General features: G+C 69.2%; 9 protein-coding genes. 7 read left to right on the top strand and 2 right to left on the bottom strand.

The genetic code is table 11. The features are described from left to right. Window positions 1–237: 237 nt before the first annotated feature. Together LRM18_RS11335 and gshB are read right to left on the bottom strand one after the other, a co-directional pair. On the bottom strand, window positions 238–1122 hold the full coding sequence (locus LRM18_RS11335) for an energy transducer TonB (RefSeq protein WP_049468077.1): 885 nt from the start codon (window positions 1120–1122) through the stop codon (window positions 238–240). After that, window positions 1122–2069 (bottom strand): glutathione synthase, encoded by a 948-nt coding sequence (gshB, locus tag LRM18_RS11340; protein WP_057494962.1) that lies wholly within the window; start codon window positions 2067–2069, stop codon window positions 1122–1124. Before gshB ends, LRM18_RS11335 begins: the two co-directional genes overlap by 1 nt. A gap of 240 nt (window positions 2070–2309) precedes the next feature. Here gshB and pilG point away from each other — a divergent pair, with 240 nt between their 5' ends. From pilG to LRM18_RS11375, 7 genes are all read left to right on the top strand, one after another. Continuing rightward, window positions 2310–2711, top strand: coding sequence for a twitching motility response regulator PilG (gene pilG, locus LRM18_RS11345; protein WP_005418455.1), 402 nt, complete (start codon window positions 2310–2312; stop codon window positions 2709–2711). Window positions 2712–2729: 18 nt separating this feature from the next. Further along, complete coding sequence (locus LRM18_RS11350; RefSeq protein WP_005410717.1) at window positions 2730–3092, top strand: response regulator; 363 nt, start codon at window positions 2730–2732, stop codon at window positions 3090–3092. Beyond that, window positions 3092–3622 carry a chemotaxis protein CheW gene (locus LRM18_RS11355; RefSeq protein ID WP_049468081.1) on the top strand — a complete coding sequence of 177 codons (531 nt, stop codon included), beginning with the start codon at window positions 3092–3094 and terminating at the stop codon, window positions 3620–3622. Before LRM18_RS11350 ends, LRM18_RS11355 begins: the two co-directional genes overlap by 1 nt. 41 nt (window positions 3623–3663) lie before the next feature. Beyond that, window positions 3664–5700, top strand: coding sequence for a methyl-accepting chemotaxis protein (locus tag LRM18_RS11360; protein ID WP_270954560.1), 2037 nt, complete (start codon window positions 3664–3666; stop codon window positions 5698–5700). Between the two features lie 100 nt (window positions 5701–5800). Then, a complete protein-coding gene (locus LRM18_RS11365; protein ID WP_270954562.1) occupies window positions 5801–12535 on the top strand; it encodes an Hpt domain-containing protein in 6735 nt (2244 codons plus the stop codon). Further along, the gene (locus LRM18_RS11370; RefSeq protein WP_270954564.1) at window positions 12522–13847 is read left to right on the top strand and encodes a chemotaxis protein CheB; all 1326 of its coding nucleotides are present in this window, start codon (window positions 12522–12524) and stop codon (window positions 13845–13847) included. The genes LRM18_RS11365 and LRM18_RS11370 overlap by 14 nt, the downstream gene beginning before the upstream one ends. Further along, complete coding sequence (locus LRM18_RS11375) at window positions 13844–14308, top strand: chemotaxis protein CheW (RefSeq protein ID WP_064239037.1); 465 nt, start codon at window positions 13844–13846, stop codon at window positions 14306–14308. The genes LRM18_RS11370 and LRM18_RS11375 overlap by 4 nt, the downstream gene beginning before the upstream one ends. The last annotated feature ends 13 nt before the right edge of the window (window positions 14309–14321 follow it).

The following is a 14321-nucleotide window of genomic DNA, read 5'->3' on the forward strand; positions in this document are numbered from 1 at the left end:
GCCATGGGCCCGAGGCACGCCTCGAGCGGGTTGGGCAGGACGCCCAACCCCGGTCTTGCCGTGTGCGCAGGACAGCGCACACGAGCAAGGCGCCATCGAGCCCCCATGGATGGGTTTACGGCGTGTCCTGCAAGCCCACACCGCCCCGCCAAACTCAAAGCCCAACCGCCGCTTTTGACGTTGACGTTGACGTTGACGTCCAGCGGGTCCCGGGCCGCAGGCCCGGGCCACAAAACCCTACCGGTCGTCGTGCAGGGTGCCACCCGGCAGGAACACCCACGTGCGGGTGACCTGCAGGATGTCGATCTCGTCCTCGGTCTTCGGCAACGGCGGGAACGGCTGGGCCAGCTGCACCACCCGCAACGCCGCCTCATCCAGCAACGGCGTCCCGCTCGAACGCAGGATCCGGCTGCTCTCCACGCTGCCATCGCGGCGCACGCCGACGCTGATCACCACCTGGCCGCCGAGCCGGCGCTGCCGGGCCTCGTCCGGGTAATTCAGGTTGCCGACGCGCTCGGCGCGGTCGACCCAGGCGCGCAGGTAATTGGCGTAGGCATATTCGCGCGTGCTGGCCGACACGAACTTGCGGTTCGGGCGCTTGGCGTACTGCGCCGAGCGCAGATGCACCTCGGCCGCCAGCCGCGCCATTTCGGCATCACGCTGCTCACGTGCCGTCAGCGGTGCATCCGGTTCCGGCTGCTCCGGTGTCGGGCGCGCCTGCGCCTGGGCCACCGCCTCTTCGCCGTTGCGGCTGCTGACCACCCGCGCCTGCGGCGGGGGCGCCGGGGCGGCCGACTGCTGCTGTTGCGGTACCGGGCTCAGTCCGGCCTGGGCCTGCGGCACGATGCCGGCCTGGTTGTCGCGTGGGCGCTGCGCACGGTCGTGCTCGCCACCGCCCTCCTGGCTGGCCGCGGCAAGGAAGTCGGCCTGCTTGGGCGTCAGCGCAGTGCGCGTCTGGCTGAAGATCACCTCCAGCGTCGGCACCAGGGGTGCATCGCCCTTCACCGCAAAGCCCACGCCCAGGATCAGCAGGGCGTGGACCACGACCGACAACGCAACGGTGGCGCCCAGCCGTTGCGCTTCGCGCCGCGGCGGCGGCAGGACGGCGGGTGCGGCCTCCATCAGCGCAGGCCGGCCTCGAGCGCGTCGAACAGGGTGCCAGCGATGTTCAGGCCGTACTGCGCGTCCAGCTCGCGCACGCAGGTCGGGCTGGTCACGTTGACTTCGGTCAGGTAATCGCCGATCACGTCCAGGCCGACGAAGCGCATGCCACGGCGCTTCATCTCCGGCCCGACCTGGGCGGCGATCCAGCGGTCACGCTCGCTCAGCGGGCGGCCTTCGCCGCGGCCGCCGGCCGCGAGGTTGCCGCGGAACTCGTCGCCCTGCGGGATGCGCGCCAGGCAGTAGTCGACCGGTTCGCCGTCGACCAGCAGGATGCGCTTGTCGCCGGCCGTGATGTCGGGAATGAACTTCTGGGCCAGCGCCAGCCTGCGGCCGCCGTCGGTCAGGGTCTCCAGGATCACGTTCAGGTTCGGATCGCCCTGGCCGCTGCGGAAGATCGAGCGGCCGCCCATGCCGTCCAGCGGCTTCAGCACGGCCTGGCCGTGTTCCAGGGCGAAGGCCTTCAGCGCCTTGGCATCGCGGCTGACCAGGGTCGGCGGGCAGCACTGCGGGAACAGCAGGGCGGCCAGCTTCTCGTTGTAGTCGCGCAGCCCCTGCGGGTTGTTGACCACGCAGGCGCCGGCGGCGGCAGCCACGTCCAGCACCTGGGTGTCATAGACGTACTCGGCGTCGACCGGCGGGTCCTTGCGCATCAGCACGATCTGGCCGGGACCGAACGCGGTACGACTGAACGCGCCCAGCTCATACCAGCCGGCCGGGTCGTCGCGCACCTGCAGCGGCGCGGTCTGGGCGACCGCCACGCCACCTTCCAGCGCCAGGCCGCCCGGTCGCACGTAGTGCAGGGCATGGCCGCGGCGCTGGGCTTCCAGCAGCATGGCGAAGGTGGTGTCCTTGGCGATCTTGATGTGGGCGATGGGATCCATCACCACGATGACGTTCAACGGCATGGGCGCACCTGTCAGGCAAGGCGTTGATGGTAGCGGCAACGCTGGCCGCGCGCCTCCCCGGCGGACTGCAACGCAGCGTCCGCCTGCCGGCGGCGCAGTCATTGCGAACCCGGTCACGTTCAGCCCGGTGCTACCCCCTGCGCGGCAGGCCGGCCTTGAAGCGGGCGCGGAAAGTGCGATATAGATACGCTTTCGCAGCGGCTCCCGCCAGAGATTGGGCCGTGCGCTTGGGGATAGGCAATGACTGAAAACACGACTGCGGGCGGGGAACTCGCAGGACTCCGGGTGATGGTCATCGATGATTCGAAGACCATCCGCAGGACTGCGGAAACGCTGCTCAAGCGCGAAGGCTGCGAGGTGGTCACCGCCACCGACGGCTTCGAAGCGCTTGCCAAGATCGCAGACCAGCAACCGCAGATCATCTTCGTCGACATCATGATGCCGCGCCTGGATGGGTACCAGACCTGTGCGCTGATCAAGGGCAACCAGCTGTTCAAGGCGACCCCGGTGATCATGCTGTCATCCAAGGATGGTCTGTTCGACAAGGCGCGGGGGCGCATCGTCGGCTCGGAGCAATACCTGACCAAGCCTTTCACGCGCGAAGAACTGCTGGGTGCCATCCGCACATACGTCAACGCCTGACCAGGGGGGAAAGGCACAATGGCTCGTATCGTCCTGATCGAGGATTCACCGACCGACCGCGCGGTGTTCACCCAGTGGCTGCGCCGTGCCGGCCACGAGGTGCTGGAAGCGGACAACGCCGAGGATGGCCTGCAGCTGGTCCGCGACCAGGTGCCGCAGCTGGTGCTGATGGACGTGGTCCTGCCCGGCATGAGCGGTTTCCAGGCCACCCGGGCGATGGCCCGCGATGCGGCGATCAAGCACATCCCGGTGATCATCGTCAGCACCAAGGCGATGGAAACCGACAAGGCCTGGGGCCTGCGCCAGGGCGCGGCCGATTACATCGTCAAGCCGCCGCGCGAGGATGAACTGATCGCGCGGATCAACGAACTGGTGGCCTGATGCGCTCGCCCTTCGACATACTTGAAGCCTACGAACGACGCAGCCTGGCCCATGCAGTGCAGCTGCCCGGGCGGCAGTTCGCCCAGGACCTGTGGCGTGGCGTGGGTTACCGCGTCGGCCAGCGCCGGCTGGTGTCCGATTTCCGCGAAGTGGTGGAAATCGTGCCGATGCCGCCGGTGACCCCGGTACCCTGCGCGCAGCCCTGGCTGCTGGGCGTGGGCAACCTGCGCGGCAACCTGTTCCCGGTGGTGGACCTGAAGTACTTCCTGGAAGGCACGCGCACCGTGCAGCAGGAAGGCCAGCGCGTGCTGATCATGCGCCAGGCCGGCGGCGACGTCGCACTGACCATCGATGAACTGTTCGGCCAGCGCAGCTTCGAGCTCGACCAGCAGATCGAAGCGGGCACGCTGGCCGAAGGTCGCTACGGCCATTTCGTTGACCGTGCCTTCCATGCCGACGGCCACGACTGGGGCGTGTTCTCGCTCTCGCTGCTGTCGCGCACCCCTGAATTCCGGCAAGCCGCGGCCTGAGGCCGGGCATCGCCCCCTGCATTGAAGATCGAGGTTGAACGATGAGTACTGCTTCGGACGCCACCAAGACCGGCAAGCTGCGGCTGGGCGGCAGCAACCTCTGGCTGTTCCTGCTGCTGGCATCGATGATCCTGTTCGGCGTCAATACCGGCGTCGCCACCTGGCAGGGCAGTCGCCTCGCCGACGCCGGCTCCAAGGCCGCCGACCTGCAGGTGCTGTCGCAGCAGCTGGCCAACCAGGGACGTGACGCGGTCGGCGGCAATGCCCAGGCCTTCACCGCCTTCAAGGCCACCCGCAACGCGATCGAACAGAACGTGTCGACGCTGCAGGGCCGCTATGGCAAGGAGCCGGGCGTGTCCGGCGCCATCGCCACCCTGGGCGAAACCTGGGCGCCGCTGGGCAAGCAGGCCGGGCAGCTGGTGGCCAGCGAGCCGGCGGTGCTGGCGCTGGCCGGCAATGCCAACAACTTCACCGGCGCGGTACCGGGCCTGCAGGCCCAGCTGAACGAGCTGGTGCGCGCGATGTCCGCCTCCGGCGCCCCCTCGTCGCAGGTGTACAGCGCACTGCAGCAGGTGGTGGTGGCCGGTTCGATGGCGCGCCGCGTGACCGAAATGCGTGCCGGTGGCGGTGCCGCAGCGACCTCCGGTGATGCGCTGGCGCGTGACATCACCGTGTTCTCGCAGGTGCTCGACGGCCTGCGCAACGGCAACGAGGAACTGGGCATCACCGCCGTGCGCGGCGGCGCCGCCGTGGCCGCACTGGAGCAGTCGCAGCAGAAGTGGGAAGCGATGAAGCAGGACGCCGACGCGATCCTGGCCAGCTCGCGCCAGCTGTTCGCGGCGCAGTCCGCCGCCACCGCGCTGGGCCAGGGCTCGGCCCACATGCTGGACGACAGCCGCAAGCTGTTCGATGCGTTCTCCTCGTTCGGCTCGGTCTCCGACACCCGCCTGTTCCCGAACTTCTGGATCGGCGTGGTGTCCGGCGCGCTGTCGCTGATCGCGATCATCGGCTTCGTCTCCACCAACGTGCGCAGCCGCTCGCGCGAGCAGGAACTGCGCTACCAGACCCAGGTGGAATTCAACAGCCGCAACCAGCAGGCGATCATGCGGCTGCTGGACGAAATCTCCTCGCTCGGTGAGGGTGACCTGACGGTGAAGGCGTCGGTGACCGAGGACATGACCGGCGCGATCGCCGACGCGATCAACTATGCGGTGGACGAACTGCGCCACCTGGTGACCACCATCAACGACACCTCGGCCAAGGTCGCGATGTCCACCCAGGAAACACAGGCCACCGCGATGCAGCTGGCAGAGGCGGCGGGCCACCAGGCCAACCAGATCACCTCCGCCTCGGACCGCATCGGTGAAATCGCAGCGAGCATCGAGCAGGTGTCGCGCAACTCGGCCGAGTCGGCCGACGTGGCACAGCGCTCGGTGGTGATCGCCGCCGAAGGTGCCGGCGTGGTGCGCGAGACCATCCAGGGCATGGACCAGATCCGCGACCAGATCCAGGAAACCTCCAAGCGCATCAAGCGCCTGGGCGAGTCGTCGCAGGAAATCGGTTCGATCGTGGAACTGATCAATGACATTTCCGAGCAGACCAACATCCTGGCGCTGAACGCGGCGGTGCAGGCTGCGTCGGCGGGTGAAGCCGGCCGGGGCTTCGCGGTCGTGGCCGACGAAGTGCAGCGCCTGGCAGAACGTACCTCGGGTGCGACCCGACGCATCGAAAACCTGGTCCAGGCCATTCAGGCCGATACCAATGAAGCGGTCACCTCGATGGAACAGACCACGGCCGAAGTGGTGTCCGGTGCGCGCCTGGCCGAGGACGCCGGTACCGCGCTGACCGAGATCGAGCGCGTGTCCAACGCCCTCAATACCCTCATCAAGAACATCTCCATCGCTGCCCAGCAGCAGTCGGCCGCGGCCTCGGACATCACCCGCACCATGGGCGTGATCCGGCAGATCACCGGCCAGACCTCGCAGGGTGCCGGGCAGACCGCAGAGTCGATCGGCCACCTCGCGCAGCTGGCGGCGGACCTGCGCCGTTCGGTCGCCGACTTCAAGCTGCCGGCGTGACGCGGGCAGGGCGGCGAGCAAGGAACCAGTCGATGAAGCATTTCCATTCCCCACGCCAGAACTCGCGCGGCCACCGCGCGGCGGCGAACGGAGCGCATCCATGAGCAGTCTGCGCGATGCGATGAGCCACGCAGCACTGGGCTGGGTCAAGCCCGAGCTGGACGAGACCCTGCGCCAGGTGCGCAACGAGGTCGAGTACTACGCGGAAGACCCGAGCGATGCCAGCCGCATGCGCATCTGCGCCGGCTACCTGCACCAGGTGCAAGGCACCCTGCGCATGGTCGAGCTGTATGCCCCGGCGATGGTGGCCGAAGAGCTGGAGCAGCTGGCCAATGCCATCGGCGCCGGCCAGGTGGCCGACCGGGACGAAGCCTGCGCGACTCTGATGCGTGGCAGCGTGCTGCTGCCTGACTATCTGGAGCGCCTGCAGAACGGCCATCGCGACATTCCGATCGTGCTGATGCCGCTGCTCAACGAGATCCGTGCGTCGCGCGGCGAAGAAGGCGTCAATGACAGCGTGCTGCTGGCCTTTGCGCCGGACAGCGTCACCGCCACCGAGGCCGAGCTGGACCATGCCCGGGGCAGCCTGAGCGGGCGCAACCGCGAACTGCTCGACACGGTCGGCAGCGCGGTGAAGGAAGAACTGCTGCGCATCAAGGATGCGCTGGACCTGCACCTGCGCACCGGCGGTGCGCCGGAACAGCTGCAGACCCAGGCCAACGAGCTCGGCGCCGTGGCCGACACGCTGGGCATGATGGGCCTGGGCGTGGCCCGCGGCGTGGTCGTGCAGCAGCGCGACGCGCTGCGTGGCGTGGTCGAAGGCCGCCAGCAGATCGACGAGAACCTGCTGCTGGATATCGCCGGTGCGCTGCTGTACGTCGATGCGTCGCTGGACGATCAGGTCGCCCATCTGGGCGCCGGCGGCAGTGGCGAGGACGACCCGAGCGCGGTCGAGAACCGGCGCACGGTGGAGGTGCTGGCGCATGAAGCCATCGCCAACTTCGCCGCCGCGCGCGAGCATTTTGTCGCCTTCATCGAAACCAGCTGGAACCATGCCGAGCTGCAGGATGTCCCGCGCCTGCTGGGCGATGTGTCCGGCGCGCTGCGCATGCTTGACCTGGGTACTGCCGCCGACTACCTGCGCGGCGTGCAGCAGTACATCGAGGCCGAGCTGATCGGCCGCCAGCGCGTACCCAGCGGCCGCCAGCTGGACACCCTGGCCGATGCCATGGCCAGCCTGGAGTACTACCTGGAAGCCCTGCGCGACCGCCGCCCGGGCCGCGAGGATATTCTCGAAATCACTCGCAGCAGCCTCGAGGCACTGCGCTACTGGCCGCTGCCCGAACGCAACGCCGCCGCGCCGGAAGCGCCGGCTCTGCTGCCGGTTGAACGCGAGCCGGTTGCGTTGCAGGCCGAGCCGCTGCAGCCCGAGCGCATCGAGGTGCCGGTGCAGCCTGCTGCGCCCGCGGCCGGCGACGTGCCGGTACCGCTGCCGGACTTCACCTTCGATCCGCCGCCGGCCACGCCGGCACCGAGGGTGCCCGACAACAGCCTGATGTTCGGCGCGCTGGGCACCGCAGGCGTCGTGGCCGCCAGCCCGTTGGATGCTGGCGCCTCGCCGCTGCCAACGCAGGAAGATGCCGAGGCAGCACTGGTCTTTGCCGCGTCCAGCGCACCTGCGCCGGATGTCCCGCAGTGGGAGCTGGCGCCGTTCTACCCCGAAGCCGAAGCGCTCGCGACCGCTGACGAACGCGCGCCGACGTTCGCCAGTTTCGATCCCGTCAGCTTCGAACTGGCCGACAGCGATCACGCCGGTGCGCCGCAGTGGTCGCTGTCCGAGGCGCCACAGGTGCTTGAGGATGTCGAGGCGCCTGCCAGCGACGAGCCGACCGACGCAGTGCTGGCCTCCGTCGCCGAGTTCGATGCTGCACCGGTGTTCGATCCGGTCGCCGCGGAACAGGATGCAGTTGCGGTGGCCGATGACGTGGTGTTCCGCTTCGACGCCGATGCACTGGACAACGCTGACGATGTCCTGTCGCTGCATGCGATGGAGACGCTGTCGCTGGATGACGACGCCGGGTTGCCGGCTTCGCTGGAGTTTGCCGATGCGGTGATGCCGCCGCAGGCCGATGCCGTGCCGGCGACGGAGCCCGGGATGGATGCGGCCGCGGATGAGCCGCCGGCACCATCCATTGCGCTGCCGACGCCCGAAGAGGCGGCTGCGACTTCAGAAGCGTCCGCTCCGGCCGTGTCGGTGATCGATATCGACACCATCGCGCCGATCGATTTCAGCGAAGCCGATGCCCAGTTCTTCGCCGAGCTGAGTGCGGCGGCTGCCGATTTCAATCCGCAGGCGATGGCCGCGGCTGCAACCCCGGAAACGGCGGTTGCGAATGCGGCCGACGCCGACGCCGACGCAAATGCGGGCTTCGACGCCGGCTTTGACGACGATGCCGAGAACATCGACGAGGACATCCGCGAGGTGTTCCTGGAAGAGTTCGACGATGAATTGGCCAACCTCGGCACGTTGCTGCCGGCGTGGCGCATGCAGCCGGACAACATGGACCGGCTGCGTCCGATCCGCCGCATCTTCCACACCCTCAAGGGCAGCGGCCGCCTGGTCGGCGCGCGTACCCTGGGCGAGTTCGCCTGGAAGATCGAAGGCATGCTCAACCGCGTGCTGGATGGCAGCCGCGCCGCGTCGCCGGCGGTGCTGGCCATGGTCGACAACGCCCATGCGGCGCTGCCACAGCTGAACGCGGCGCTGCGCCACGGCCAGCGCATCAGCGTCGACCTGCAGGCCATGCAGGCCATCGCCGATCGCGTCGGTGCAGGCGAGGAAACCTACTACGTACCGCTGCCGGGCGCTGCCGCATCGGTGGCGGCGGAGAGCAATGCCGACGCCGAAGACGAGATCAGCCGCATTCTCGAGGCCGAGGCTGCAGGTCCGGAAGCTGGCGAAACCGCCGAGGCCGAGGCCATCGGCACGCCGGCCAACATCGACAGCGTGCTGCGCGAGATTCTCGAGGCCGAGGTGGAAGTCCACCAGGCCACGCTGCAGGACTGGCTGCGTTCGGCGCAGCAGGCGCCGCTGCCGGTCAGCGATGCACTGCTGCGCGCGGTGCACACCATGAACGGCGCCTTCGCGATGACCGAAGTGCCCGAGATTACCGCCGTGACCGGCGGGGCCGAGTCCTACATCAAGCGCGCCCTGGCGGCCGAGGTGGTGCCGGGCGAAGACGCCGTGGCCGCCCTGGATGCGACCGCGCAGGCGATCACCGCCACCATGGAAGCGCTGCAGGCCGAACAGCCGCGCATCGCGCCGCAGCAGGTGTTGGCGCAGCGCCTGCAGGCGCTGGCCGGCGAGCTGCCGGAAGCGCGCTGGCCGATGGTCGGCCTGGAAGCCGACGACGACGAGCTGGCGCTGGAGGACGGACCGGCGGCGGAATCGGAGGCGGACGCATCGGCGCCCGTCGACGTCGAAACCGATGCCCTGTCGCTGTCGCCTGCCGAATCGGCACCGGAGCGCGACGCGCCTACCGATGCTGGGGCTACCGCAGTTGCCGACGCGGCGGTCGAGGCCGGGCTGGAGGTGGGCGAGTTGACTGCCAGCGACGACCTGTCGCGCTATTTCGATGCGGAATGGCCGTCCGCGCCGGGCGAGGGCGAGCTGGGCCTGCCGGGGGGTGAATCGATCCAGGTCGCGGAGGTGGCACAGGAAGCCGCGGCGGATAAGGTCGAGGCGGAGGCCGAGCGCGTGTCGCCGTTGTCCGACGAGGCGGGGCTGACCGTCGTCGACGATCTGTCGCCCTACCTGGACGCCAGTGCGCTGCCGGTCGACGACCGCGATGCGGAAGAAGATCCGACGACTGTCGAATCCGTCGCCCCTGACCTGAATGGGGCAGCGCCGGAGCGTGCAGACCTCGCCGACGCGGTGGAGTTCGAGACGCCTGTTGCACTGCCACTCGACAGCGAGCTGTCGAGCCTGCAGGATGAAATGGCTGCGCCGGGGTTTGCAGAACCGGTCTCGCTGGAAGCCGCGCTCGAGGCCGGCCTGCACGTGATCGACGAAGAGCAGCCCCTGGCCGACGACGGGCAATGGCCCCTGCTCGGCCTGCAGGCCAGCGAACTCGCGCCGGGCGAGGCGGAAGCCTTTGCCGAGGATGCGGACGTCGGCGGGGAGGCGGCGATCGGTGAAGGAGAGAGCGCCGATCAGCCGTCCCCGGCGACGGTGAACGAGCAGGCGGCCGCGGACGCAGCGCCGGGCACCGCCGAACCGGTGCGCTTCTTCGAAATGGAAGACGCGCCGGGCCAGGCCGAAGGCCACGCCGACATCGGCAACGCAGGGGCGGTCACCGCGTTGGATGACGTGGAAGCCGATCCGGCCGAAGGCGTTGCATCTGAACCCGAGGCAGCCGAGGCTGCTGCCGCGACGGTGGCGGAAGAGAGTGCCGATGCACTTGACTTCAGCGTCTATGATCGCGAACTGGTCGACATCTTCGTCGAGGAAGGCAAGGACCTGCTCGACCATTGCGATGGCCTGATCAGCGAACTGCGCGATGCGCCGCAGGACCGCGAGGTGCTGGCCGGCCTGCAGCGTGACCTGCACACCCTGAAGGGTGGTGCACGCATGGCCGGCATCAATGCCATCGGCGATCTGGGCCACAGCATCGAATCGTTGCTGGAAGCCGTTGCCGCCGGTCGCACCGACATCGAACGCCGCGATGTGCAGTTGCTGGAGCGCGGGTTCGATCGCCTGCACCAGCTGCTGACCCGCACCGGCGACCACCGCGTGGTGGAACCGGCGCAGGACCTGCTGGACGCGTTCGAAGTGCGCACCACCACCGACATCGCCGCCGCTGCGGCGGCGTCCGCAGCCGCAGCGGCAGCCGCGAACGAAGCCACTGTTGCCGAAACGGCGCAGGCACCGGACGCGGTCCCGGCACCGGCCCTGCTCGATGCGCCGTTGTCGGCGCCGCTGCCGGCCGAAGGCGGGGTCGATGAAGATCCGCTGGCACGCCCGCAGCAGGAACAGGTGCGCGTGCGCGCGGATCTGCTCGACCGCCTGGTCAACCATGCCGGTGAAGTGGCGATCTACCGTTCGCGGCTGGAACAGCAGCTGGGTGCCTTCCGTGGTGCCATGGGCGAACTGGAGCGCACCAACGCGCGTCTGCGCGACCAGCTTCGCCGCCTGGACCTGGAAACCGAAGCGCAGATCGTCGCCCGCTACCAGCGTGAGCAGGACCAGGCCGACCAGAAGTTCGATCCGCTGGAACTGGACCGCTTCTCCACCCTGCAGCAGCTGAGCCGGGCGCTGAACGAATCGGCGGCCGACCTCGGGGGCCTGCAGGGCGTGCTCGACGATCTGTCGCGCCAGTACGACTCGCTGCTGCAACAGCAGTCGCGTGTCAGTTCCGAACTGCAGGATGGCCTGATGCGCGCGCGCATGGTGCCGTTCGACGGCCTGGTGCCGCGCCTGCGTCGCGTGGTCCGCCAGTCCGGCATGGACACCGGCAAGCAGGTGCACCTGACCCTGGAAGGCACCCACGGCGAACTGGACCGCAACGTGCTGGATCGCATGGTCGCGCCGCTGGAGCACATGCTGCGCAACTCCGTGGCCCACGGCCTGGAAGCGCCCGAGCAGCGTCGCGCCGCCGGCAAGCCGGAAGAGGGCGAGGTCGCCATCCGCCTGCATCGCGAAGGCTCGGAAATCGTGCTGGAAGTGGCCGATGACGGCGCGGGCCTGGATCGCGAAGCGATCCGCCGGCGCGCCATCGATCGCGGGCTGCTGGCAGCCGATGCGCAGCCCAGCGAGCAGGACCTGGACAACCTGATCTTCGCCTCCGGCTTCTCCACCGCCGACCAGGTCAGCCAGCTGGCCGGCCGCGGCGTGGGCATGGACGTGGTGCGCAATGAAGTGCGCCAGCTCGGCGGCTCGGTCGACATCCAGTCGGTGCGCGGCCAGGGCGTGCGTTTCACCCTGCGCCTGCCGCAGACGCTGGCTGTCACCCAAGCGGTGTTCGTGCAGATCGGCGACACCACCTTTGCCGTGCCGGTGGCCTCGGTCAGTGGCATCGGTCGCCTGTCGCGCGAGCGTTTCGAGGCCGCCGACAGCAGCTACCGCTACAGCGGCGAAGACTATCCGCTGTATGACCTGGGCAGCCTGGTCGGGCAGGCCCCGGCGCGGGCGGATGGGCAGGACCAGGTGCCGCTGTTGCTGGTCCGCGCCGGTGACCTGCGCGCGGCCGTGGCGATCGACCAGGTGCTGGGCAACCGCGAAATCGTGGTCAAGCCAGTCGGCCTGCAGATCGCCTCGGTACCGGGCATCTACGGTGCCACCATCACCGGCGATGGCCGCGTGGTGGTGATCCTGGACGTCGCGCCGCTGGTGCGCCGCTTCCTGGCCAATCCGACCGCACCGGTGCTGGCCAATGCGCCGCGTGACGAACGCCAGGTGCCGCTGGTGATGGTGGTCGATGATTCGCTGACCATGCGCAAGGTGACCGGTCGCATCCTCGAACGGCACAACTTCGAAGTCAGCGTCGCCCGCGATGGCGTGGAAGCACTGGAGCGGCTGGAAGAGCGCGTGCCGGACCTGATGCTGCTGGATATCGAGATGCCGCGCATGGACGGCTACGAGCTGGCCACCGCGATGCGTGCCGACCCGCGCTACAAGGATGTGCCGATCGTGATGATCACCTCGCGCAGCGGCGACAAGCACCGCCAGCGCGCCTTCGAGATCGGTGTCCAGCGTTACCTGGGCAAGCCGTACCAGGAACTGGACCTGATGCGTAACGTGTACGACCTGCTGGGGATCGCCCGTGTCCGTGAGTGAAGCCCATCCGGCCCCGGCCGTTGCCCTGCTGGCGCGCCCCGGCGCGGCGCGTGAGCGCCTGCGCGAAGCGCTGTCGCATGCGGATGTGCAGCTGGTCCTGGAAGATGATCCGAACGGCCTGGAGCCACAGGTCCTGCAGGCTGCGGACCCGCAGTTCGTGGTGATCGCGCTGGAAGCGGCGATCGAGGACGCGCTGGAACGCCTGGAAGCCGTCCTCTCCGCCCCCGGGCTGACCCTGGTGTTCGATGAAGCCGAGCTGGCCGCACGCCGCGATGGCTGGGAGGCCCAGCGTTGGGGCCGGCATCTGGCCGCCAAGCTGCACGGACACCAGCAGGTGTTGCCGCCGGGTGCCGAGGACGAACCGGGCCTGCAGCTGGAGCCCGGCCATCCGGCGCCCGCGCCGGCGCCACAGGAAGAAGCCCTGCAGCCGCACCTCGAACAGGCGCTGAGCTGGGCCGATGACGTCCCGGCCGACGGCCTGTATTCGCCGCCGACGCACCTGCACGAGCCGATCGCGCTCGAACAGGCCCTGGCGGCGCTGCAGCCGGTCGTGCCGTCGCCGCTGGATCCGCCGCCGCTGGCCGAGCCGGCGGCGCCCGCGGCACCACCGGTTTCGTTCGATCACACCGCCTGGTCGCTGGTCGACGAATCCAGCGAGTCCCCGGCACCGGCCGCCGTGGCGGCGCCCGTGGCCGCGACGCAGCCGGCCTTTGATACCGATCATTTGAGCCTGGTCGACCTGGACGCCGCGGCACCGGTCGGTGCGCGGGCCGCCTCGCTGCTGGTGTTGGCCGGCATTGGCGGGCCGGATGCACTGCGTCGCCTGCTCGGCGCGCTGCCTGCATCGCTGAGCGTCCCGGTACTGGTGCACATGCGCCTGGACGGTGGCCGCTACGGCAACCTGGTCAAGCAGATGTCGCGCGTTTCGCCTCTGCCGGTGCAGCTGGCCGAGGCTGGCCAGCGCGCCGTACCGGGCGAGGTGCACGTGCTGGCCGATGACATCGGCGTACGCGCGGCCGGTGATGGCCTGCATTTCCAGAGCGATGCCCAGGGCATTTCGCTCGCTTCGCTGCCGGCAGGGCACACCGCGCTGGTGCTGCTCAGTGGTGCCGACCTGGCCCACGTCGGTCCGGCACTGGATCTGGCGGCCGCCGGTGCATGGGTGGCCGGGCAGGTGGGCGAGGGCTGCTATGACCCGGCTGCGGCCACCGCAGTGGTCGCTGCCGGCATGGTGGCCGGCGAGCCGCAGGAACTGGCGCAGGCGATTGCCGCGCGCTGGGGCGAACAGCAAGAGAACGGAGAGGCACCATGAGCTACGCCAGCAATGACGAAATCCGCGGCGTCCTGATCCAGGCCGGCAACGAGCGCGTGCTGCTGCCCAATGCCACCGTGGCCGAAATGATGTCGCGGGTGCCGGTGCAGCCGGTGTCCGAGGCGCCGCGCTGGCTGGTCGGCGAGATCGGCTGGCATGGCTGGCAGGTGCCGCTGGTGTCGTTCGCGCGGCTTTCGGGGCTGGGCGAAGAGGTGGTGGCCGGCCACAACAAGGTGGTGGTGCTGAAGTCCCTCAGCGGCAACGCGCAGCGCCCGTACTACGCGCTGCTGACGCAGAACTTCCCGCAGCTGATCTCGGTGCCACGCGATGGCCTGCTGGCCGACGCCTCCGAGGAAACCCTGCCGCAGACCGTGCACATGCGCGTACTGCTGGGTGAGCAGAGCGCCCTGCTGCCGAACCTGGATGCCCTGGAAGCGGCGCTGGATTCGCTGGCGGCCTGATCGGGAACCCGCC

This window comes from Stenotrophomonas sp. PI_27 (genome assembly GCF_027854495.1).
GTDB classification, from domain to species: domain Bacteria; phylum Pseudomonadota; class Gammaproteobacteria; order Xanthomonadales; family Xanthomonadaceae; genus Stenotrophomonas; species Stenotrophomonas pavanii.

Coding starts and splice junctions, on each gene's coding strand:
- pilG (WP_005418455.1), top strand. CDS start 2,310: ATGACTGAAAACACGACTGCGGGCGGGGAACTCGCAGGACTCCGGGTG.
- LRM18_RS11365 (WP_270954562.1), top strand. CDS start 5,801: ATGAGCAGTCTGCGCGATGCGATGAGCCACGCAGCACTGGGCTGGGTC.
- LRM18_RS11335 (WP_049468077.1), bottom strand. CDS start 1,122: ATGGAGGCCGCACCCGCCGTCCTGCCGCCGCCGCGGCGCGAAGCGCAA.
- LRM18_RS11350 (WP_005410717.1), top strand. CDS start 2,730: ATGGCTCGTATCGTCCTGATCGAGGATTCACCGACCGACCGCGCGGTG.
- LRM18_RS11360 (WP_270954560.1), top strand. CDS start 3,664: ATGAGTACTGCTTCGGACGCCACCAAGACCGGCAAGCTGCGGCTGGGC.
- gshB (WP_057494962.1), bottom strand. CDS start 2,069: ATGCCGTTGAACGTCATCGTGGTGATGGATCCCATCGCCCACATCAAG.
- LRM18_RS11375 (WP_064239037.1), top strand. CDS start 13,844: ATGAGCTACGCCAGCAATGACGAAATCCGCGGCGTCCTGATCCAGGCC.
- LRM18_RS11355 (WP_049468081.1), top strand. CDS start 3,092: ATGCGCTCGCCCTTCGACATACTTGAAGCCTACGAACGACGCAGCCTG.